This window comes from Pseudomonas sp. TH34, assembly GCF_016650865.1.
Lineage (GTDB): Bacteria > Pseudomonadota > Gammaproteobacteria > Pseudomonadales > Pseudomonadaceae > Aquipseudomonas > Aquipseudomonas yamanorum.
Genome location: NZ_JAEKFB010000034.1, coordinates 59,387 through 80,808, shown reverse-complemented (window position 1 = coordinate 80,808; position 21,422 = coordinate 59,387). Strand labels below are relative to the sequence as shown.

General features: G+C 61.8%; 16 protein-coding genes and 3 pseudogenes. 7 read left to right on the top strand and 12 right to left on the bottom strand.

The window, feature by feature from the left end; translation table 11 throughout:
* The first annotated feature begins 108 nt into the window (after positions 1 to 108).
* From aldA (JFU58_RS28670) to JFU58_RS28655, 4 genes and pseudogenes are all read left to right on the top strand, one after another.
* Positions 109 to 1,533, top strand: coding sequence for an aldehyde dehydrogenase (gene aldA, locus JFU58_RS28670; protein WP_063029949.1), 1,425 nt, complete (start codon positions 109 to 111; stop codon positions 1,531 to 1,533).
* A gap of 76 nt (positions 1,534 to 1,609) precedes the next feature.
* Positions 1,610 to 2,920 carry an MFS transporter gene (locus JFU58_RS28665; RefSeq protein ID WP_063029951.1) on the top strand — a complete coding sequence of 437 codons (1,311 nt, stop codon included), beginning with the start codon at positions 1,610 to 1,612 and terminating at the stop codon, positions 2,918 to 2,920.
* Position 2,921: 1 nt separating this feature from the next.
* A pseudogene (locus tag JFU58_RS28660) lies at positions 2,922 to 4,138 on the top strand (mandelate racemase/muconate lactonizing enzyme family protein).
* Positions 4,139 to 4,165: 27 nt separating this feature from the next.
* Positions 4,166 to 5,776, top strand: a complete 1,611-nt coding sequence (locus tag JFU58_RS28655) for a GMC family oxidoreductase (protein WP_201142916.1) — start codon at positions 4,166 to 4,168, stop codon at positions 5,774 to 5,776.
* 32 nt (positions 5,777 to 5,808) lie between these two features.
* Here the strand turns inward: JFU58_RS28655 and JFU58_RS28650 are convergent.
* Together JFU58_RS28650 and JFU58_RS28645 are read right to left on the bottom strand one after the other, a co-directional pair.
* Positions 5,809 to 6,729: pseudogene (locus JFU58_RS28650) on the bottom strand (pyridoxal-phosphate dependent enzyme).
* A 37-nt stretch (positions 6,730 to 6,766) separates the two neighbouring features.
* Positions 6,767 to 8,170, bottom strand: coding sequence for a sodium:solute symporter family protein (locus tag JFU58_RS28645; protein WP_201142915.1), 1,404 nt, complete (start codon positions 8,168 to 8,170; stop codon positions 6,767 to 6,769).
* Positions 8,171 to 9,157: 987 nt separating this feature from the next.
* Between JFU58_RS28645 and JFU58_RS28640 the strand changes: the two genes are divergently transcribed.
* A complete protein-coding gene (locus JFU58_RS28640; protein ID WP_093197212.1) occupies positions 9,158 to 9,784 on the top strand; it encodes a helix-turn-helix transcriptional regulator in 627 nt (208 codons plus the stop codon).
* A gap of 1 nt (position 9,785) precedes the next feature.
* Here JFU58_RS28640 and JFU58_RS28635 read toward each other — a convergent pair whose 3' ends face one another.
* Together JFU58_RS28635 and JFU58_RS28630 are read right to left on the bottom strand one after the other, a co-directional pair.
* Positions 9,786 to 10,163 carry a RidA family protein gene (locus JFU58_RS28635; RefSeq protein WP_093197208.1) on the bottom strand — a complete coding sequence of 126 codons (378 nt, stop codon included), beginning with the start codon at positions 10,161 to 10,163 and terminating at the stop codon, positions 9,786 to 9,788.
* Positions 10,160 to 11,125, bottom strand: coding sequence for a threo-3-hydroxy-L-aspartate ammonia-lyase (locus JFU58_RS28630; protein WP_201142914.1), 966 nt, complete (start codon positions 11,123 to 11,125; stop codon positions 10,160 to 10,162). Before JFU58_RS28630 ends, JFU58_RS28635 begins: the two co-directional genes overlap by 4 nt.
* A 114-nt stretch (positions 11,126 to 11,239) precedes the next feature.
* Here JFU58_RS28630 and JFU58_RS28625 point away from each other — a divergent pair.
* A pseudogene (locus tag JFU58_RS28625) lies at positions 11,240 to 11,850 on the top strand (LpxA family transferase).
* Between the two features lie 554 nt (positions 11,851 to 12,404).
* Here the strand turns inward: JFU58_RS28625 and JFU58_RS28620 are convergent.
* The 8 genes from JFU58_RS28620 to JFU58_RS28585 all read right to left on the bottom strand — a co-directional run bounded on the left by JFU58_RS28620 (position 12,405) and on the right by JFU58_RS28585 (position 20,325).
* The gene (locus JFU58_RS28620) at positions 12,405 to 13,175 is read right to left on the bottom strand and encodes an SDR family NAD(P)-dependent oxidoreductase (protein ID WP_201142913.1); all 771 of its coding nucleotides are present in this window, start codon (positions 13,173 to 13,175) and stop codon (positions 12,405 to 12,407) included.
* Positions 13,176 to 13,202: 27 nt separating this feature from the next.
* Positions 13,203 to 14,261, bottom strand: a complete 1,059-nt coding sequence (rhaT, locus tag JFU58_RS28615; protein WP_177027554.1) for an L-rhamnose/proton symporter RhaT — start codon at positions 14,259 to 14,261, stop codon at positions 13,203 to 13,205.
* Between the two features lie 40 nt (positions 14,262 to 14,301).
* The gene (rhaM, locus tag JFU58_RS28610; protein ID WP_177027553.1) at positions 14,302 to 14,622 is read right to left on the bottom strand and encodes an L-rhamnose mutarotase; all 321 of its coding nucleotides are present in this window, start codon (positions 14,620 to 14,622) and stop codon (positions 14,302 to 14,304) included.
* Positions 14,598 to 15,503 (bottom strand): amidohydrolase family protein, encoded by a 906-nt coding sequence (locus JFU58_RS28605; RefSeq protein WP_201142912.1) that lies wholly within the window; start codon positions 15,501 to 15,503, stop codon positions 14,598 to 14,600. The genes rhaM and JFU58_RS28605 overlap by 25 nt, the downstream gene beginning before the upstream one ends.
* 70 nt (positions 15,504 to 15,573) lie before the next feature.
* Complete coding sequence (gene aldA, locus JFU58_RS28600) at positions 15,574 to 17,007, bottom strand: aldehyde dehydrogenase (protein WP_201142911.1); 1,434 nt, start codon at positions 17,005 to 17,007, stop codon at positions 15,574 to 15,576.
* Between the two features lie 10 nt (positions 17,008 to 17,017).
* Complete coding sequence (locus JFU58_RS28595; protein ID WP_201142910.1) at positions 17,018 to 17,818, bottom strand: HpcH/HpaI aldolase family protein; 801 nt, start codon at positions 17,816 to 17,818, stop codon at positions 17,018 to 17,020.
* Between the two features lie 11 nt (positions 17,819 to 17,829).
* Positions 17,830 to 19,014: an L-rhamnonate dehydratase gene (rhmD, locus tag JFU58_RS28590; protein WP_063029975.1), complete on the bottom strand. Its 1,185-nt coding sequence runs from the start codon at positions 19,012 to 19,014 to the stop codon at positions 17,830 to 17,832.
* 15 nt (positions 19,015 to 19,029) lie between these two features.
* Positions 19,030 to 20,325, bottom strand: a complete 1,296-nt coding sequence (locus tag JFU58_RS28585; RefSeq protein ID WP_201142909.1) for an MFS transporter — start codon at positions 20,323 to 20,325, stop codon at positions 19,030 to 19,032.
* Positions 20,326 to 20,441: 116 nt separating this feature from the next.
* Here JFU58_RS28585 and JFU58_RS28580 point away from each other — a divergent pair, with 116 nt between their 5' ends.
* Entirely contained in the window at positions 20,442 to 21,383 is a 942-nt protein-coding gene (locus JFU58_RS28580) for a LysR family transcriptional regulator (RefSeq protein WP_093197183.1), read from the top strand.
* Positions 21,384 to 21,422: the final 39 nt, after the last annotated feature.

The window sequence follows — 21,422 nt, the reverse complement described above, 5'->3', positions numbered from 1 at the left end:
CTGCGTTTTTTGCACGTTACCCCCGTCAATAAATCATTTGTCCAACCCCCGCCCAATGACAAAACTGCAAGTCACTCGCAAAACAACAACGATTGGGCAAAAAACCACATGCAAATCGAGCGCAACTTTTTCAACGGCCACTTCGCCGAACCTGCCAGCACCGCCCAGATCGCGGTTTACAACCCCGCGACCGAGGCTCAGGTCGGCCTGGTCTCCGCCGCCACACCTGATGAGGCCACTGCTGCTGTCGAGGCCGCCGCTACCGCGCAAAAGACCTGGGGCAAACTCACCAGCATCCAGCGCGCCGAACACCTGCGGGCGTTCGCCGACGCCCTCGAAACCTGCGCTGAAAGCATAGGCAAGGCGCTTGCCAGCGAATCCGGCAAAAGCCTCGACGACGCCAGCAACGAAGCCCGCTACGCCGCTCAGATCACCCGCTACCACGCTGAATGGGCGCGCCGCATTGAAGGCGAAATCATCCCCAGCGACACCCCGGACGAAAACCTGTTCCTGCAGCGCGAGCCCATTGGCGTGGTGGCTTGCCTGATTCCGTTCAACTACCCGGTCTACACCCTGCTGCGCAAAATCGCCCCGGCGCTGATTGCCGGCAACACCGTGGTGGTGCGCCCAAGCAACAACACGCCGTTGTCCGCCTTTGAAATCGCCCGTGCGGTCGAGCAGTCGGGCATGCCGGCCGGTGTGATCAATATCCTGACCATGGACCACGCCACCGCCGCCGCCCTGTGCACCCACAAGGCCGTGGGCCTGATTACCCTGACCGGCAGCGTCAACGCCGGGCGCATCGTCCTCGACTACTGCAAGGCCAACATCGCCAAGCCGTCCCTGGAGCTGGGCGGCAAGACCCCGGCGATCATCGAAGCCGACGCCGACCTTGAACAGGCCGCCAGCGCAATCATCGCGTCCAAGACCACCCACTGCGGCCAGTTGTGCACGGCGGTCGAGCGGGTGTACGTGCAGGAAAGCGTCTACGACCAATTCCTGGCCCTGCTCAAGACCAAGATCAGTGCCGTCAAATTCGGTGACCGTGCCACGGACGCAGGCCTGATGGGCCCGCTGGTCAACGCCAGTTCGCAGCAGAATATTCATGCCATGGTCCAGCGCGCCATCGCCGACGGTGCTGTACTGGAAGCAGGCGGCGTACTCCCCGAAGGCCCGGGCCATTTCTACCCGCCGACGCTGCTCAGCGGCTGCCGCCAGGACATGGAAATCATCCAGGAAGAAATCTTCGGCCCGGTGCTGCCGGTGCTCAAGTACCGCGACATCGACGAAGCGCTGGCCATGGCCAACGACCACCAGTTCGGCCTGTCGTCGGTGCTCTACACAGAGAACTACCGCACGGCCATGAAAGTCGCCAACGCCATTGAGGCCGGCGAGTTGTACGTCAATCGCACCCCGGCTGACCCTTACCAGGGTTTCCATGCCGGCTGGAAACGCTCAGGGCTGGGCGGCGATGACGGCAAGCACGGGATGCTTGAGTTCACCCAGACCCGTTTGGTGGTCATGAAGTACTGATTCACCGACCACCGGCTTCACCTCAATAAAAACAATTATCGGGGCACCTGCACAGTGGGTGCCCGAGGTCTACAAGATGTCCAAGCCTGCACCCGTTGCCCAGGGTTTCGATGCCGTGTCCGCGGCCAAAAGCGACAAAGCCAGTCGCTACTTCCAATTGATGTTGCTGGTACTGGCCGCCGGGGCGATCTACCCGATCCTCTACCTGCGCCAGGTCTACCAGACCACCATGCTCGAGGTGTTCCAGATCAACCACAGCCAGCTGGGTTATCTGTATTCGATGCTCGGTACGATCTTCCTGCTCAGTTACCTGCCCAGCGGCTGGTTGGCCGATCGCCTGCCGCCACGCTTCCTGATCTTCTTTTCGCTGGTGGCCACCGGGGCCCTGGGCATCTGGTACTCCACCGTACCGTCGATGACTGGCCTGATGATCATCTTCGGCTGCTGGGGCCTGACCACCGGCCTGACCTTTTGGGCTTCGGTGCTCAAGCGGGTGAAGATGATCGCCCATCACAGTGAGCAGGGCCGCTTCTTCGGCATCCTCGACGGTGGCCGTGGTTTGGTGGAAGCCTTGCTGGCAACCGTGGCCCTGGGGCTGTTTGCCTATGCCACCGAGACCCGCAGCCAGACGGCCGCCGAAGGCTTCAAGCATGTGGTGTACCTGTATTCGTTCGTGTGCATCGCCATCGGTTGTGTGCTGGTGCTGCTCAAGGACCCTAAATCCATGGCCGAAACCGCCGCGGTGGAGAAGGGTAAGTTCAACCTGGTCGCCGACCTCACCACCCTGGTGAAAATCCCCGAGCTGTGGCTGGTGACCGCCATCGTGTTCTGCGGTTATCACATGTTCTGGGCCACCTACAGTTTCTCCGACTACCTGCAAGGCAGCGGCATGACCGCCGTGATGGCCGGCACCATCACCACCATCAAACTGTGGATGCGACCTATCGGCGGGATCGGCGGCGGCTGGCTGGGGGACAAGTTTTCGAACATCTCGGTGCTGATCGTCGCGCTGGTGCTGGTGACCCTGGCGATGGTCGGCCTGATCGTGTTCCCGGCCATTGGCAGCCTCGGCTTGCTGATTGGCACGGTGATCTTTATCGGGCTGATGACCTACGCGATTCGCGGCCTGTACTGGGCGATCCTCGACAGTTGCAACATCCCGCTGCGCATCACCGGGTTGGCCATCGGTATCGTCTCGGTGGTGGGTTACCTGCCGGACACCTTTATTCCGCTGATCAATGGCTACCTCACCGACACCTACCCGGGGCAGGTCGGCTACAACCTGTACTTCGGCTACATCGCCTTCATCGGCGTGCTCGGGACCCTCGCGGCCCTGACCCTGCGCGCTCGAATCAATCGTAAAAAATTCAACCAGACAGGTGCCTGAGATGAAAATCGTCGCCCTTGAAACCCATATTGTTGCCGTACCGCCACCGCACATCGGTGGGATGTACTGGCTGTTCGTCAAACTGAAAACCGACTGCGGCATTGAAGGCGTGGGCGAGATCTACGCCGCCACTTTCGGGCCCAAGGCGATGCTGCCGATCATTGAGGATGTGTTTGAGCGCTACCTGCTCAACCACGACCCGCACCACATCGAGCGTTTTTTCCGCCAGGCGTATTCCAGCGGGTTCACCCAGCGCCCCGACCTGACCATGATGGGCGTGGTCAGCGGCCTGGAAATGGCCTGCTGGGACATCATCGGCAAGGCCGCTAACAAGCCGGTCTACGAGTTGCTGGGGGCAAGGTCAACGAGCGCCTGCGTTCCTACACCTACCTGTACCCGGTCAACAGCCAGGGCGAGTACGACTACGACGACCCGGACCTGGCTGCCGAGTGCGCCGTCGAGAACATGAACAAAGGCTTTACCGCCGTGAAGTTCGACCCGGCCGGGCCTTACACCGCGTACTCCGGCCACCAGATTTCCCTGGAAGTGCTGGAGCGCTGCGAAACCTTCTGCCGCAAGATCCGCGAAGCGGTGGGGGACAAGTGCGACCTGCTGTTCGGCACCCACGGGCAGATGGTGCCGTCGTCGGCGATCCGCCTGGCCAAGCGCTTGGAGAAATACGACCCGCTGTGGTTCGAAGAGCCGGTGCCACCGGGCCAGGAAGAGGCCATGGCCCAGGTCGCGGCCAAGACCAGCATCCCCATCGCCACCGGAGAGCGGCTGACCACCAAGTACGAGTTCTTCAAGCTCCTGCAGGCGGGCGGTGCGTCGATCCTGCAAATGAACGTGGCCCGTTGTGGCGGCCTGCTGGAAGCCAAGAAAATCGCAAGCATGGCCGAGGCCTACTACGCGCAGATCGCCCCGCATCTGTACAACGGCCCGATTGGCGCGGCGGCGAGTTTCCAGTTGGCCACGTGCACGCCGAACTTCCTGATCCAGGAAAGCATCATGACCTGGGGCGGCTTCCATGCCGAAGTGCTGACCAAGCCGCTGCAATGGGAGGACGGCTACATCATCCCGTCCACCGAGCCGGGCCTCGGGGTGGAGCTGAACATGGACGTGGTGCGCAAGCACACGCCATACACCGGCGAACGCCTGCACCTGCAAATGGCGCCCACGCCTGCTGATGTGAAAGACACTTCGCCCGCCAAGGGCTAAAAAAAACGACTTATGCGGTAACCGTGAATGACATACGACTACATCATCGCCGGCGCCGGCGCCGCAGGTTGCGTCCTGGCCAACCGACTCTCCGCCTCGGGCGAGCATTCGGTGTTGCTGCTGGAGGCCGGCGGCAAGGACAGTTCCTGGTGGTTCAAGATTCCGGTCGGTTTCGCCAAGATGTACTACAACCCGACCTTCAACTGGATGTACTACAGCCAGCCGCAAAAACAGCTGGCCGACCGCGCCATCTATGCCCCACGGGGTAAAGTGCAAGGCGGTTCCGGCTCGATCAACGCCATGATCTACGTGCGCGGCCAGGCCCATGACTTCAATGACTGGGCAGCCAATGGCAACGACGGCTGGGGCTTCAAGGACGTGCTGCCGTACTTCCGCAAGCTGGAAAACCACCCCCTGGGCGACACCGAATACCACGGCAGCAGCGGCCCCATCAGCATCACCCCGATGAAGGGCCAGACCCACGCCATCTGCGACGTGTTCCTCAAGGGCTGCGAGCAATTGGGCTATGGCCTGAGCGATGACTTCAACGGGCCGAACTTCGAAGGCGCGGGCCTCTACGACGTCAACACCCGCAACGGCGAGCGCTGCTCCAGCAGCTTTGCGCACCTGCATCCGGCGTTGGGTAGGCCGAACCTGACCGTCGAATTGCATGCACTGGTAGACCGTGTGCTGTTCGACGACCAGCAGCGCGCCACCGGCATCAGCGTGACCCAGCACGGCGTGGTGCGGACCTTTATCGCGCGCAAGGAAGTGATCCTGTGTGCCGGTGCGGTGGATACGCCGAAGATCCTGCAACTCTCGGGAGTGGCGGACAAGCAACTGCTTGCCGAACACAACATCCCTCTGGTCAAGGACCTGCCGGCGGTGGGGCAGAACCTGCAGGACCATCTGTGCGCCAGCTATTACTACAAGGCCAATATCCCGACCTTGAACGACCAGCTCAGCTCGCTGTTCGGCCAGTTCAAACTGGGCCTCAAATACCTGCTGACCCGCAAGGGCGCGCTGGCCATGAGCGTCAACCAGGCTGGCGGGTTCTTTCGCGGTAATGCTGAACAGGCGCATCCGAACCTGCAGCTGTACTTCAACCCGCTGTCGTACCAGATCCCGAAAAACAACAAGGCCAGCCTCAAGCCCGAGCCGTATTCAGGCTTCCTGCTGTGCTTCAACCCGTGCCGGCCCACCAGCCGCGGGACGATTCGCATCGCCTCGAAAAACCCACGGGATGCGGCCTTGATCGACCCCAACTACCTGAGTACCCAAAAGGACATCGACGAGGTGATCCAGGGTAGCCGGCTGATGCGCAAGATCATGCAGGCACCGGCGCTCAAGGGCGTGACGGTGGCTGAAGTGTTGCCAGGTGCGGCGGTGGAAACCGACGAGCAAATGCTGCAGTACTTCCGCGAGAACAGCGGCTCGATCTATCACCTGTGCGGCTCGTGCGCCATGGGTTCGGACCCGCAGGTGTCGGTGGTGGACAAGCGCCTGAAGGTGCACGGCATGCAAGGACTGCGGATTGTCGATGCATCGATTTTCCCCAACGTGACCTCGGGCAATACCCATGCGGCGGTGTTGATGGTGGCGGAGAAGGGCGCGGATCTGATCCTGCAGGATGCCTGAATTGATCGTTCCCACGCGGAGCGTGGGAACGATCATAGAGAGACCGTGTTCTGCCAATGAGCAACCGTTTCCGCACTGATGCTCACCCCGCCACACACAATCACCACCACATCCTCAACCCCGGCAATCGCGGCATGCTCCAAATAAGCCACGGCCAACGAAACCCCACACGCGGGTTCCACCAACTGCCTGAGATCATCGGCATACCGCGCCACGCCCATCATCGCGTCGGCATCGCTCAACACCACGCACTGATGGGCAAACCGGCCGATATGCTCAACCGGCCACGCCGCCACCTAGGTTGCCGCCAACGATTTGGCCACGGTATCGATCTTCGCCAGCCGCGCCGGTTTTCCAGCTTCCACTGCGGCCGCAAACGAAGCCGCGCCCGCCGTTTCGCACGCAATCACTTTGCAGTCGAATCGCCCATGGCGTTCCAGCCCGGTCAATACACCCGCGAGCAATCCACCGCCACCCACCGACGTCACGATGGAGCCCACCTGCGGGCAGTCTTCGAGAATCTCGTCGATCATGCTGCTGTGACCTTCCCACAACAACGGGTGATCAAAGGCCGGCACATACAACGCGTCCGGTGCTTCGGCGAGTTGCAGGGCCAGTTCGTTGGATTGATCCCACAGATCACCGTGCACCACCACCTCGGCCCCAGCCTGGCGGATGCGCGCACGGGTGGCTTCGGGGGTGGTGGAGGGCACCACGATTCGCGCCTGCAACCCCAAGCCCCGCGCCGCAAAGGCCGTCGCCAACCCGGCATTACCGCCGGACGGGCACACCACGGTGGTCTTGCCCTGGCTGGCCGCGTAGGCACACAACGTGGTCATCCCGCGCAACTTGAACGAGCCACAGGGTTGCAGGTTCTCGAGCTTCAGCCAGACTCGCCGGGTAGCGGTGGACAAGCCGGGGTGCAGGATCAACGGGGTGCGGATCGGCAGCATTTCACAACTTCCTTATTGGTTGGGCTGCCATCCTACCTCAGCTTGTGACTGCCACCAGCGGTTCGGCCGGTGTCTTGCGGCGTGTCACATGGCTGATGCCCATGATGATCAGCGGCGTGAACAGGGCGATGTAAGCGTTGTCGATGCCCCATGGATTACCGGCGAGGAACCAGCCCACGGTGGCCAGCAACGAGGCAATGATGCTCAGGAATGCCCCGGCCGCCGTGCCGAATTTCGGCGCGTAGAACACCATCAACACCAGCACCGCCAGGGAGGCGCGCAACGCCTTGCCGAGGAAGGCGATCATCAGCACCTTGTCCGAGGTCAGCGCCAGGGCAATCGGCAACAGGCCGACGGCGATGGTCGCCAGGCGCACGAAGCGCAGGGACTTGGCGTCGCTTTTTTCCGGGTTGAACCACGGCTCGTAGAAGTCCCGCAACAGCAACGTCGCCGAGCCCATGCTCACCGCTGAAATGGTGCCGAACAGCGAGCCGGCAAGGCCTGCCACCACCAGGCCGGCCGTCAGTTGGTCCATGCTGGCGATCAGGGTGGGGAAGGCTTGCAGCGAATCGACATTGGGGAACAGCACTGCGCTGCACATCCCGATCAATGCCGCGCCGATGCCGAACGGCACCATCAGCACCGCCACGTAGAAACATGCGCGCTGGGCCTTGCCTGCATGGCTGACGGTGTTCACCGCCTGAATCACGTATTGGGTGGAGAAGATTGAACCGATACCGGCGATCATCCAGGCGATGATCTGGCCCCAGCCCACGGTGGTCCAGTCAAACATGCTGGCGGGCAATTGCGCTTGCAACTGGCCGATGCCGCCCACCTGCTTCAAGCCAAACCACAGTGCCAGGCCGACGCCCAGGTATTTCAGGGCGGCGTGGACGAAGTTGGTGTAGATCACCGAGCGCATGCCGCCGATGCTCACGTACGCCACCGAGACCACGCCGACGATCACGATCGCCAGGGTTCGGTCCACTTGCATTACGCTGGCTAATACGGCGCCGCCGCTGGCGTAGATCGAGACGGCGACGATTTCCAGGGCAAAGATGGTGATGATCGATGTGGCGAAGCGGGTGCGTTGGCCGTAGTTGCGCGCGAGTACGCCGGAGATGGTGTTGTCGCCCAGGTCCTTGTATTTGCGGGCCAGTAGCCAGGCGAAGAGTACGAAGCCGAGGGCCAGGGCGAACAGGTTCCATGCGGCGGAGATGCCCACCTTGAAACCGGTTTGAGCGGTGCCGATGCTGACCGCGGTGCCGATGAATTCCGAGAGCATCAGGAAGCCGATCAGGAACGCCGGGAAGTGGCCGCCGCCGGTGGTGTAGTTGGTGGCGCTGCGGGAGTGGCGGCGAACGCCGTAGCTGATCAGTGCCAGGCTGAGCATGTACAGGCCGGTGATGGACAGTACGATCCAGGAGGAGTGGGTGGGCATTTTTTATACTCTTTAGGTATTTTTGTAATTGTGGGTAGTTTCCTCTGCTGGTTTTGCTTTCGTCTAATATCGGGTTGGTATGGTTTGATACTCTTTTGGTATGGGTGTATATCCGTTATTTAGGTAACGGCCACCTAGGGTTTCGCTCTTACAGCGACTCACTTTGGAAAAGCCCCAAAGTAAGCAAAGGGCTCTGCCCCGCCTGTCGGCGCCTCGCTGTGGCTCGGCGTTCCCTCACTCCGGCATTGCTCCGCGGGCCGCCGCTCCGCACTGCCTGCGTTCGGCCTCGGGCTTATTGGGGCAGTCAGATCAAGATCAAAAGCAGATCAAGAGCACAGCGGCCTCCCGGCCGGCTTGAGTGTTAAAAGCAAAGGCAAGATCCAGAGCGAAAGCCAAATCTGAAGCTGATGCAGCTCTGCTTTTCTGTGGGAGCTGGCTTGCCTGCGATGCAGACAACTCGGTGCATCAGACACACCGAGGTGATGCCATCGCAGGCAAGCCACACAGTTGACCGTGCCCGCTTTAGCTTTTGATTTGGCTTTTGCTTCACCACACTCAAGCCGGCCGGGAGGCCGCTGTGCTCTTGCTTTTGATCTTGATCTTGATCTTAGGCGCCCCGTTAAACCACGCTGGCCGAACGCAGGCTTTGGAGCGTGGGTAACCCGGCAGGACGCCGGGTTAGCCGTCCTGGGCCAAGGATGGCCCATGACGGCGGCCCACGGTCCAAAGCCGGAGTGAGGGCACACCGAGCCTAGGCGAGGTGCCGAGTGGTGGGGCAAGAGCGTTTTGCTTACTTTTGCGCTTTTCAAAAGTGAGCCGCTGTAAGAGCGGAACCATAAGCGGCCGTTACCTAAATAACGGATATGACCCCGATCAAGCTAACGCCCAAGATATCAGCCCACATCCAGCAAGGCTGTCAGGCTATCCACCATGCACACCGCAAAAAGCCAAATTGACGGTCTATCCACTACTGGATATGTTGTCTGAATGAAAAAACACACTCCCGAACAAGCCGCCTTGATCAGCCAACTCGAACAGATTGCCGAAGGCCTGAGCAAAACCTTCAGCCCGTTTTGCGAGGTCGTGCTGCACGACCTGCGCGACCCGCAGCACGCAATCATGGCCATCCACAACAACCTCTCCGGGCGTCAACCGGGTGACCCGGCCACCGAGCTGGGCCTGGCGCGGATCGCCGATCCCGAGTACCCGCAGGTGATCGCCAACTACCAGAACCAGTTCGCCGACGGCCGCCAGGTCAAGAGCACCTCCATCGGCATCAAGGACTCCACCGGCAAGTACGTGGCGGCCTTGTGCATGAACGTCGACCTCTCGCTGTTCCGGGGCCTGCAGGGCATGCTGGAACAGTTCGGCTCGGTCAGCGGCGACCGGCTCGCCGAGTCCCTCGACCCGTCCGGCGCGGATGCCATTCGCGCGCGTATCGACCAGTTTGCCGCACGCCTGGCGACCACCCCACGTGCCCTCAAGGCCGCCGACCGGCGCTTGCTGATGCAAGAGCTGAAAGAGGCGGGTGTGATGGACATTCGACGTGCCATGGAAACGGTCGCCTCGCACCTTGGCGTCTCGCGGGCGGCGGTCTACACCTACGCCAAATGACCTATGCCGAGCGCGCCACGGCTTCGATTTCAATCAGGTAGCCGTGGTGCAATTCCGGCACCGGCACCACCGCGCGGGCAGGGCGGTGCTCCCCCAGCGCGGCGGCATACAAACCGTCAAATTCAGGCCAGTGCTTCACGCCCACCACATACACGGTGACTTTCACCAGGTCTGCGGGTGAGCCGCCTGCCGACTTCAAGATCGCCAGCAGATTGTCCAGGGCCACTTGAGCCTGTTCGGCAAACGAAGCCTCGAAGTTATGACGCCCGTCAGGGCTCACTGGCAATTGCCCGGAGATGTACAGCGTGCCCTGATGACTCACGGCCTGGGCGTAGTGACCGGCAGGCGCCGAGGCTGCGCGAGTGTGGATGATGTTCATTGCGGAGTGCTCAGCAGCGCCGCATACGTTTGGAGATCGACGTTACCGCCAGTCACGATGATGCCCACGCGCTGGCCCCGGTATTGGTCCTTCAGGTTGCGCAAGGCAGCGAGGCCCAAGCAACCGGTGGGCTCCACAACCATTTTCATGCGCTGCATGAAGAACTTCATCGAGGCCACCAATTCGGCATCCGAGACGGTGAGGATGTCGGTGACCTGCTCACGGATGATCGGGAAGGTGTGATGGCCCAGATGCTGGGTCTGGGCGCCATCGGCGATGGTAGCGGGCGTGTCGATGTGCACGATGCTGCCAATCTGGAAGGAGCGTTGCCCGTCATTCCCGGCTTCGGGCTCGACCCCGTACAACAGGCAATCGGGTGCCAGCGCACGGGTCGCTAACGCCGTGCCGGAGAGCATGCCGCCCCCGCCGAGGCCGACAAACAGCGCATCCAGCGGGCCGGTGAACTCCAGCAACTCCTTCGCGGCAGTGCCCTGGCCGGCCAGCACGTCCGGGTGGTCGTAGGAGGGGATCAGGGTCATGCCGTGTTGCTCGGCCAGAGTGCGACCGATCTGCTCCCGGTCTTCGGTGATGCGGTCGTAAAACACCATGGTCGCGCCGTACTCACGGGTGGCGGCGACCTTGGCGGCCGGGGCGTCTGTGGGCATGACGATGGTTGCCGGCATCTGCAACAACCGTGCGGCCAGCGCGATGCCTTGCGCATGATTGCCCGAGGAAAACGCCACTACGCCAGCCTTGCGCTGCTGCTCATCAAACCGCGATAGCGCATTGAACGCCCCACGAAACTTGAACGAGCCGGTGCGCTGCAGGTTCTCGCACTTGATAAACACCTGGGCGCCGGTCTCGGCATCGAGGGTGCGCGAGGTGAACACCGGCGTGCGGTTGGCAAAGCCCTCCAGGCGTTCGGCGGCGTTGATCACGTCTTGGTACGAAGACAGTTGCATGGAAGGGATCTCTCGAATGTCTTGTTGTGGATAAAATATCCATATCTATACAAACTGTAAAGATGCATTTCATGCTAGCGTTTCGGGCTTCTCTGATCTGTAGAGGGCTCGACATTGATTCGACTCACCGATTACATCGCTGACTTTTCCCGTTCGCCGCTGTCACCCTGGGCTGATCTTGCGCCCTGGGAACTGGTCACCCAAGCGCCTGGCATCGTGCGTCAGTTGTTGGCGGGGCTTTCTGATGATGACTATGAGATTCATGATGAGATTGCGGTGCACCGTACTGCTGTTGTGGAAGCGGGCGCTGTTTTAAAAGCCCCGCTGATCATCGGTGCCCACTGTTTTATCGCCGCCGGTGCTTACCTTCGCGGCGGCTGCTGGGTGGATGAATATTGCATCTTCGGGCCTGGTGCAGAGCTCAAGACGTCCTTCGTGTTCAGCGGCAGCAAGCTGGCGCACTTCAACTTTGTCGGCGATTCGGTTCTGGGGCGCGGGGTTAACCTGGAGGCCGGCAGCATCGTCGCCAATTACCGGAACGAGCGTGACGACAAGGAGGTGCAGGTGCGCGTTGACGGGCAGTTGCAGGGTACTGGTTGTGACAAGTTTGGCGCGTTGCTGGGGGATCAGTGTCGGGTGGGTGCCAATGGGGTGTTGGCACCGGGGGCGTTGCTTGCGGCGGGTAGTGTGGTCAGGCGGGGGAGGTTTTTGATTGTGAGGAGTAAGGGGGTACATATCCGTTGCTGCGGTAATGGGGCCCGTAGATCAAGATCAAAAGCACGCAGCCTCGCTGGCAGCTCGACAGCTGCTACGGGCGGGGTGGCTCTGCTTTTCTGTGGGAGCTGGCTTGCCTGCGATGCAGACAACTCGGTTTTTCAGATACACCGAGGTGATGCCATCGCAGGCAAGCCTGCTCCCACATTTGACCATGCCCGCTTTAGCTTTTGATGTAGCTCTTCAACACTCAAGCCGGCCGGTAGGCCGCTGTGCTCTTGATCTGCTTTTGATCTTAGGCGCCCCGTTAAACCACGCTGGCCGAACGCAGGCTTTGGAGCGTGGGTAACCTGGCAGGACGCCAGGTTAGCCGTCCTGGGCCAAGGATGGCCCATGACGGCGGCCCACGGTCCAAAGCCGGAGTGAGGGCACACCGAGCCTAGGCGAGGTGCCGAGTGGTGGGGCAAGAGCGTTTTGCTTACTTTTGCGCTGTTCAAAAGTGAGCCGCTGTAAGAGCGGAACCAATACAAGCCATCACCCAAATAACGGATATGCCCCCCGAAAGCTACTGCAAGTTGACAAACAACCCCCCATCCACCAGTAACGAAGCCCCGGTCACATACCGCGCCATATCCGAAGCAAGAAAAACAATGGGCCCCGCAACATCGTCGGGTTCACCCAGGCGCCCCAGCGGCGTACGCGAAGTCATGTACGCCAGCTTCTCCTCATCCGCCAAATCCTCCTTGTTGATGTCGGTAGCAATCGTCCCCGGCAACACCGAATTACAGCGAATCCCATAAGGCCCCAGCGCAATCGCACAGGACTGCATCAACGAATGCAGCCCGGCCTTGGTCGGCGTGTAGTGCGTCTGCATCCCTCCACCCACCAGCGCACTGATGGAACTGACCGCGATGATCGCGCCTCCCTTGCCCTGGTTTTTCATCTGGTTCGCCGCCGCCTGCACGGCGAAGTAGGCGCCGTTGAGGTTGGTGTTGACCGTCTTCAGATACACCTCCCGCGGCATGTCGAGGAACGAGTGGAACGGACAGATCCCGGCGTTGTTGACGAACACATCCACACTGCCGAACGCCTTGAGCGCGCCGTCCACCAGTTTGTCGCCGGTGTCCGGATCAGCCGCATCGCCGCCCACTTCCACCGCCTGGCCACCGAACGCCTTGATCTCCTCAATCAACGAAAGCGCCGCCTCAGTACCCTGGCCGCTACCACTGTGGCCGATGACCACACGGGCACCCTGGCGTGCACATTCCCGGGCGGCGGCGCGGCCGATACCACGGGAGGCGCCAGTAATAATCACGGTTTTGTCTGCAAGTAACATAAGTGGACTCCTGGAAAAAAAGCGGCCTCAGCCGAGATAGTTGCCGTAACCAACCATGGCGATAGCACCGAGAATGACCGCGATACCCGCGACCAATACGCCTTTGTTAGTGGCGCTGGTGCCCTGCCATTCGCGGAAATACAGGCCCCAGCAGTTGGATACGATGATGATGAAAGACATGTGCAACACCCACGAACTGGCGTCGTTCTGCAGGCGGCTTTCGCCCATGCCGTAGAAGAAAAACTGCAGGAACCACAGGGTGCCAGCGCACGCCACCAGCAGGTAGTTGCCGAGCAGCGGCGTACTGCGGTCGGTGTAGTTGTGGAACGTACGGTTGCGCCAGTTCAGCCACAGGCACCAGAGGCCGTTGGTGGTCAGGCCACCCCACATGATCACCATGAAGGTCACGTTGTTCTGGAACAGGCTGTTGGCGCCGTGCTCCACGGCCGCTGCGGCCAAGGGGCGACCGGCGGAAATGCCGTAGCTGAAGCACGCGCTTAGTACGCCGGAGATCACCGCCACCAGCATGCCCTTGGCCACCGAGAACTCGCTGATGCTGGCAAACTTCACCGCCTCCGGCACTTCACGCTCCTTGATCAACCCGGCCTTGCCACACACCGCGATGCCCACCAGTGAAACCGCTACACCCCACAGCACCCAATGCCCGCCCTGAGACGCGAGCATCGAGGTCAGGGTGCCTTCGGTGGCGTCGGTGAACAGGTCGCGGTACAGCGCCGGCATCAAGGCGCCAAGGGCCGAGGTCAGGCCCAGTACCAGCGACATGCCCAGGGACAGCCCGAGGTAGCGCATGGTCAGGCCAAAGGTCAGCCCGCCGATGCCCCAGAGCACGCCGAACAGGTAGGTCCAGAGCAAGGTGCTGCTGTCGGCCTGGCGCAGGATGTCGACCCAGCCGGGCACGGTCAGTTGCGCGGCAATCAGCGGCACGATCAGCCATGACACCAGGCCACCGGTGATCCAATAGCTTTCCCACGCCCAGCCACGGACCTTCTTGTAAGGGATGTAGAAACTGCCGGAGGCGAAGCCGCCGATGAAGTGCAGGATCACACCGAAGAGAATGATTTCCACGTAGTCGAATCCTTTTTTATTGTTGTGGTAGCGCGCTGTTTCAGCCTGGGGTAAGGCTGAACATCGGGATTAAATCCACGCTGACGGGCGAGGCGTCCGGATGGCTGGGCATGATGTCTTGCATGTACTGCCACCACCGTTGCATCAGCGCGGTGCCCGGCAACGCGTCGAGGCCGTGCTGGTGTTCGTGGGTCATCACGGCGAACAAGGCGTTGCTGGCCTCGTCGAGGAAGATCCGGTAATCCACCACCCCGGCATCGCGCAGGGCCTGGGCCAGTTCGGGCCAGATCTCGTCATGACGTCGACGGTACTCGGCGTGCTGGCCAGGGTTGAGGTTCATGCGAAAGGCTCGGGTCTGCATGACTGACCTCCGTGGGGGGGCGTGGGGCTATAGATGCGCACCGCGTTGTGCAGGAAGAACTTGCCCTGTACGTCCTCGGGTTTGCCCGCCATGCAGGCTTTCACCAGGTCCAGGGTGGTGGCGAAACTGGCCAGATGATCGCTGTTGGGCCAGTCGCTGCCGAAGAAGCAGCGGTCTTCACCAAAGGCTTCCCACAGCACAGCCAGGCGGTCGTTGTAGAACGCCGGGTCGATGATCAATCCACGTGGACCGACCTGGGGGATTTCCGCCAGTTTGGCAAACACATTCGGCCGCTCTGCCAGGCGCATCAGGTCGGCGTGATACGCGGATTCTTCGCCGGCGGGCACGCTGGCATTGGGCAGGTGATCGACGATGATGCGCAGCTCGGGCAAGGCGTCGCTCAGGTGCAGCAGCCCTTTGATCAGGCGCGGATTGGGGTTGGCGCTGTCCAGGCCACGCCCGCATTTGGCAAGCCGGCGCAGGCCATCGATGAAGCCGGGGCGGGTCTGGTCTTCGAGCAAGTCGCGGTCCCACAGGTTGCCGTAACGCAAACCGAGGAACAGGGGTTCCTGGGCCAAGGCCTCAAGGTCTGCCGCAAAGTCACCGTGCAGCGGGTCAAGGTTGCCGACGAAACCGAGCATGCGCGGGTCGCTGCGCAGGGTCTCCAGCAACCAGCGGTTGTCGTCGCGCCATGGGCTGGCTTCCACGGCAATGGCGCCGATCACGTTATGTTCGCCTGCCAGCCCCCAATAGTCCGCCGGCAAATGCGCGGCATACAGCGCGTTGCCCGGCTCGGGCCAGGGAATGCCCTGGGGGCGGCGCGGGTCGAACAGGTGCAAATGGCTGTCGATGATCGGGCCGCTGTAAGGGGTAAGAGGCATAGCGCAATCCTTCGGAACAATGGATAGGGAAGGGCCCGCACGCTACCGCGCCAGGGCCCGTTGCACCACCTCAGCCCTGCAGGTACACCGCATGGGTATGGGTGTACTCATACAGGCCGTGCTTCCCGTCGGCGCCGCCGATTCCGGATTTGCGCACGCCGGCATGGAAGCCTTGCATCGCCTCGAAGTTCTCGCGGTTGACGTAGGTTTCGCCGAACGACAATTCGCGCACCGCCTGCATCGCCTTGCCCAGGTCACGGGTGTAGATCGAGGACGTCAGGCCGTAGTCGCAGTCATTGGCCATGGCGATCGCCTCATCCAGGTCGTCGACAATCTGGATCGGCAGCACCGGGCCAAAAATTTCTTCGCGCATGATTTCCATGTCGGCGTGGCAACCGGCCAATACCGTCGGCTGGAAGTGAAACCCCTGGCCCAGATCGGCGATCTGCCCACCGGTGACCAGCGATGCACCCTGGCTCAAGGCGGTGCGTACCTTGCGATTGACGCTGTCCAGTCCTTGGCGGTTGATCAGCGGACCCATCTCCACATCGGCCTGGGCGATGGGGTCGCCGTAGCGGGTGGCGGCCATCGTGGCGCTGATGCGCTCGATAAACTGGTCGGCGACTTTGCGCTCCACGTACACCCGTTCGGCGCAGTTGCACACCTGGCCGCTGTTGATGATCCGCGAGTCGCGAATGGCTTTTACCGCGAGGTCCAGGTCGGCATCGGCGAGGACAATGGCCGGTGCCTTGCCGCCCAGTTCCAGGTTGAGCTTGGTGATATTCGGTGCCGCAGCAGCCATGATCCGCGAGCCGGTGGCGACGCTGCCGGTGAAGCTGATCATGTCCACGCCCTTATGGGCGGTGAGGGCGCCACCGACTCGGCCATCGCCGCACACCACATTGAATACCCCGGCTGGCAGGTCCGTCTCGGCCACCAATTTGGCGAACTCGAAGCAGTTGTTCGGCGTTTCTTCGCTGGGTTTGATCACGATGGTGTTGCCGGTCAGCAATGCCGGGGCCATCTTGCGGGCGATCAAAAAGAACGGGAAATTCCACGGCAGGATACCGGCCACCACCCCCAGGGGTTTGCGGAACAGGAAGATGTTTTCGTTGGGGCGGTCACTGGTGATGATCTCGCCTTCAATGCGGCGCGCCCACTCGGCCATGTAGTCGAGGTAGTCGGCGGTGAAGTTGACTTCCACTTCCGCCAGGCTGCTGACCTTGCCTTGCTCCAGGGTAATGGTGCGCGCCAGGTGGGCGACGTTTTCCCGCAGCTTGGCGGCGATGCGGCGCAAGTGCCCGGCACGTTCGATCGCCGGTTTGCGCGCCCAGTCTTTTTGCGCATGACGTGCGGCAGCCAAGGCTTGGTCGACGTCTTCGGAGGTGGACGCCGGGACCTTCGACAACAGGGCGCCGGTGGCCGGGTTCAATACATCCAGGTGCGCATCGCTGGAGGTAAAGCGGCCGTTGATGAAGTTCTGGTAGACCGGTACGGATGACATGCTTGGCTCCTCAGTAAGTACGTGACGGTGCTTTGGTGTCTGCGGCGGGGCGATAGCGGGCCAGGGTCGCCATGGCACCCTGGCGCAGCAGGCTGATATCGATGGCCACCGCAATGAACTGGCAGCCCCAGGCTTGATAACGGCGAGCATCGTCTTCGTTGGGCGCAAGAATGCCGCAGGCCTTGCCGGCCGCCAGCGTGGCGTTGACCGCGTGCTGGATGCGTTCCTGCACCTCGGGGTGCCCGGGATTGCCGGCGTGACCGAGGCCGATGGACAGGTCGGCGGGGCCGATAAATACCGCGTCCACGCCTTCCACCGCCGCAATCGCCGCGACGTTTTCAACGCCCAGGCGCGACTCCACCTGCACGATCAGGCACAGCTGTTCATGGGCAGTATTGAGGTAGTCGGCCACGCCGTCCCAGCGGGTGGCGCGGGTCAGGCCGCCGCCAACGCCACGAATACCGTGAGGCGGGTAACGCATCGCACGCACCAGGGCCTGGGCTTGCTCGGCGGTTTCGACCATCGGGATCATCAGCGTTTGCGCGCCGACGTCCAGCAGTTGCTTGATCAGGTTGGCGTCGCTGCTCACCGCACGCACCACCGGCGCAGTGGCGTAGGGCGCCACGGCCTGGAGCTGGTTGAGCACGCTGGGCACAGTGTTGGGGGCGTGTTCGCCGTCAATCAGCATCCAGTCGTAACCGGTGCTGGCGACGATTTCGGCGGCGTAAGCGGTGGCGAAGCCGGCCCAGATCCCGTATTGCGCAGCGTCTTTACGCAGCGCAGCCTTGAAAGCGTTGTGGGGCATGTTCATGGCAGGAGTCCTCAGCGGTTATACGGACGATGCAGTTGGCAATCGGGGTTGAGGTCCACGCCAAACCCGGGTTTGTCGAGCACCGACAGGCGCATGCGGCCATTCACCGGCACCGGTTCACCGAGCAGTTGCGGGTGGAACATCGGCACCACCTCATCGGCCTTGGGCGCCATCATCAGGAATTCGGCGAACGGGCTGTTATGGCGGGTCGCAACAAAGTGGTAGCTGTAGACCGACGAGCCGTGAGGCACCACCAGCGCGTTATGGGCATCGGCCAGTGCCGAGATTTTCACCAGCTCGGTGAGGCCGCCGCACCAGCCCACATCCGGCTGGATAATGTCGCAGCACCCCATCTCCAGCAGCATACGAAAGCCCCAGCGGGTGGCTTCGTGTTCGCCGGTGGTGACCAACATGCCTTTGGGCACGTTGTTGCGCAGCGCGGCATAGCCCCAGTAGTCGTCGGGCGACAGCGCTTCTTCGATCCATTTCAGGCCGTATTCATGGGCGCCGATCGCCAGTTTGGTGGCGTAGTTCAGGTCCAGGCTCATCCAGCAATCGAGCATCAGCCAGAAGTCCGGGCCGACCCGTTCGCGCATGGTCGCCAGTTCCTCGAGGTTTTTGCGCAGGCCTTCTTCGCCTTCCGATGGGCTGTAGTGCAGGGGCATCTTGCCGCCGATAAAGCCCATCTTCTGTGCGAGGTCGGGGCGGGCGCCGGTGGCGTAGAACTGCAATTCGTCACGCACCGCGCCGCCGAGCAACTGGTGCACCGGCTCCTGGCGAATTTTGCCGAGCAGGTCCCACAGCGCCAAGTCGACACCGGAGATCGTGTTGATCACCAGGCCCTTGCGGCCGTAGTACAGGGTGGACTGGTACATCTGGTCCCAGATTTTCTCGATATCGGTGACGCGGGCGCCTTCCAGGAAGCGCGCCAGGTGCTTCTCGACGATATACGCGGCGGGCTCGCCACCGGTGGTCACGGCGAACCCGACGGTGCCGTCGCTGGCCTCGATTTCCACCACGAGTGTGCCGAGTACGTTGATCCCGAAACTGCGGCGGCTCTGGCGGTACTCGGGGTATTTGCTCATGGGGGTACTGATGTGATCGTCGATCCAGTGGCCGTCTGCCTGGTCGTGGTAGTCCGCGCCGCCGCCGCGCAGCACAAAGGCGCGGACGTGCTTGATAGTGAGGTTGCCCATGGTGTGACTCCTTGATTAAACAGTGGCCGGCGTGTTCGTCGCTTTTTGGCCTGGGGAATGGATACCGAGTACCAGCAACGCTGCGAGTACGGTGGTGGCGGACAGCAGGTAAAGGCCGGCCGCAGGGGAGTGAAAGGCGGTTTCTGCCCAGTTCTTCAGCACCGGGGCAATAAACCCGCCGAGGGCGCCGAAGGAGTTGATCAGGGCGATGCTGGCCGCCGCTGCGCTGCCGGCCAGGTAGCTGGACGGGAAGGTCCAGAACACCGGTTGTACAGCGATAAAACCCGAGGCGGCAAAACACAGGGCGAGCATGCCCAGCAGCGGGTTGGCGAAGGTCACTGAGCAGGCGATCCCGGCGGCGGCCATCAACAGGGTCAGGGAAGCGGTTTTGCGGCGCTCGCCGGTGCGGTCGGAGTAGCCGGGAATCCACCACGCGGCGAACAGTGCGCAGACCCAGGGAATCGCCGAGACCAGGCCCACCATCAAGCCGACCTTGGTCCCCAGCAGCCCGCCGACTTGGGTTGGCAAGTAGAACACCACGCCGTACACGCTGGCCTGGATCAGCAAGTAAACCAGGCACAGGTACAGCACGCTGGGCTGGCACAACACCGTGAGCAGGCTGCGGCCGTGGGAGGTTTTTTGCTGGTCTTCGCGGTCCAGCAGGTCCTGGATCTGGCGGCGCTCTGCAACGCTCAGCCATTTGGCATCGGCGGGGCGGTTGTCCAGGTACCAGTAGGCCCAAATGCCAACCGCGGTGGCCATCAAGCCTTCCACCGCAAACAGCCATTGCCAGCCATGCAGCCCGGAGAAACCGTCCAGCTCCAGCAACAGGCCGGACAGCGGGCTGCCGAAGATGAAGGCCAAGGGCGCGCCAAAGTAGAAGAAGCCCATGGCCTTGCCGCGCACGGCGGAGGGGAACCAGTAGGTGAGGTAGAGAATCACCCCGGGGAAAAACCCGGCCTCGGCCACGCCCAGCAGAAAGCGCAACACGTAGAAGCTGGTTTCGTTGTGGGCAAACATCATGGCGGCGGACACCAGGCCCCAACTGACCATGATCCGGCACATCCACAGGCGGGCACCGACGCGATGCATGATCAGGTTGCTCGGCACTTCCAGCAGCGCATAGCCGACAAAAAACACCCCGGCGCCAAAGGCGAAGGCGGCGTCACTGAGGCCGGTGTCGGCCTGGAAGGTTTGCTTGGCGAACCCGACGTTGGCGCGGTCGAGGAAGGCCATGATGTACATCAACAGCAGGAAGGGCAGCAGCCGCCAGGAAATTTTGGCGAGCAGAGGTGCGGGCAGGGTTTTCATTGTTCAGTCCGGTGTTTTGTTCTTATGGGAAGGACTGTACGGCGCTCAATCCATGCGCTACAAATCGAATCTCGCTTACAACTGATAACCTCAGGGTATCGATAACAAGGATAAAAATGAGTAGTCCGTTGATCTCCCGCAGCCTGTTCAACCGCCTGCGCTACAAGCATCTGCACATGCTGGTGGCCTTGAGTTCCAGCCAGAACCTGCACCGTGCGTCCCAAAGCCTGAACATGTCGCAGCCGGCGGCGACGCGCATGTTGCGCGAGATCGAGGACATGTTTGCCTGTGACCTGTTCGAGCGCCTGCCCCGGGGCATGCGCCCGACGGCGCTGGGCAAGGAACTGATCCGCTTTGCCGAGTCGGCGCTGAGTGGCCTCGACCGCTGCGCCGAAGACCTGATGGCACGTCAACAGGGCGGCTATGGCTACTTGTCGATTGGCACCATCATGGGCGCGGCCCCGGACCTGGTGATGGACTCCATCGCCCAGATCAAGACACTCAATCCCCAACTGCGCATTCGCATCATGGGCGACACCAGCGACCAGGTGATCCAGTTGCTGGAACAAGGCCGCATCGACTTGGCCATCGCGCGGCGCAATGCCGCCACCGACAGCGAGCATTACACCTTCGAACCCTTGGGCAACGAGCGTTTGTTGGTGGTGGTGCACGCCGGCCATCCCCTGGCCCAGCGTGATGACCTGGCGTTGACGGAGCTGGTCAGCGACTGGCCGTGGATCCTGCAACCGGAAACCAGCCCGGCGCGCATCGGCTTCGACGAAGCGCTGCAACGCCTTGCGTTACCGCAGCCGGCAGACATCATCGAATGCAGCTCGGTGTATTCCATGCAGCAACTGATTCAACTGACCGACGCAATCATGGTGCTCTCGGAAAGCGCCCTGCGGGATTACCTGAAAATGGGCCTGGTGGTCGCACTGCCGGTGGCGCTGGAGGTGCAGCTCGCGCCGTTCGGCATGCTGCTGCGCCGGGGTGACCCGGTGAGTCGCGAGCTAGGGATGTTTATCGAAATGCTCAGGCAAAAGGCGGCGATGCTTTAAACATCCTGTGCAAAAGAACGTGGTATGCCGGCGGGATAT

What these genes read in the sequence shown, in the direction of transcription:
- JFU58_RS28595 (WP_201142910.1), bottom strand. Translation starts at nt 17,818, where the DNA reads ATGAACATGCCCCACAACGCTTTCAAGGCTGCGCTGCGTAAAGACGCT.
- JFU58_RS28640 (WP_093197212.1), top strand. Translation starts at nt 9,158, where the DNA reads ATGAAAAAACACACTCCCGAACAAGCCGCCTTGATCAGCCAACTCGAA.
- aldA (WP_063029949.1), top strand. Translation starts at nt 109, where the DNA reads ATGCAAATCGAGCGCAACTTTTTCAACGGCCACTTCGCCGAACCTGCC.
- JFU58_RS28605 (WP_201142912.1), bottom strand. Translation starts at nt 15,503, where the DNA reads ATGCCTCTTACCCCTTACAGCGGCCCGATCATCGACAGCCATTTGCAC.
- JFU58_RS28630 (WP_201142914.1), bottom strand. Translation starts at nt 11,125, where the DNA reads ATGCAACTGTCTTCGTACCAAGACGTGATCAACGCCGCCGAACGCCTG.
- JFU58_RS28585 (WP_201142909.1), bottom strand. Translation starts at nt 20,325, where the DNA reads ATGAAAACCCTGCCCGCACCTCTGCTCGCCAAAATTTCCTGGCGGCTG.
- rhmD (WP_063029975.1), bottom strand. Translation starts at nt 19,014, where the DNA reads ATGGGCAACCTCACTATCAAGCACGTCCGCGCCTTTGTGCTGCGCGGC.
- JFU58_RS28580 (WP_093197183.1), top strand. Translation starts at nt 20,442, where the DNA reads ATGAGTAGTCCGTTGATCTCCCGCAGCCTGTTCAACCGCCTGCGCTAC.
- JFU58_RS28655 (WP_201142916.1), top strand. Translation starts at nt 4,166, where the DNA reads ATGACATACGACTACATCATCGCCGGCGCCGGCGCCGCAGGTTGCGTC.
- aldA (WP_201142911.1), bottom strand. Translation starts at nt 17,007, where the DNA reads ATGTCATCCGTACCGGTCTACCAGAACTTCATCAACGGCCGCTTTACC.
- JFU58_RS28665 (WP_063029951.1), top strand. Translation starts at nt 1,610, where the DNA reads ATGTCCAAGCCTGCACCCGTTGCCCAGGGTTTCGATGCCGTGTCCGCG.
- JFU58_RS28645 (WP_201142915.1), bottom strand. Translation starts at nt 8,170, where the DNA reads ATGCCCACCCACTCCTCCTGGATCGTACTGTCCATCACCGGCCTGTAC.
- JFU58_RS28620 (WP_201142913.1), bottom strand. Translation starts at nt 13,175, where the DNA reads ATGTTACTTGCAGACAAAACCGTGATTATTACTGGCGCCTCCCGTGGT.
- JFU58_RS28635 (WP_093197208.1), bottom strand. Translation starts at nt 10,163, where the DNA reads ATGAACATCATCCACACTCGCGCAGCCTCGGCGCCTGCCGGTCACTAC.
- rhaM (WP_177027553.1), bottom strand. Translation starts at nt 14,622, where the DNA reads ATGCAGACCCGAGCCTTTCGCATGAACCTCAACCCTGGCCAGCACGCC.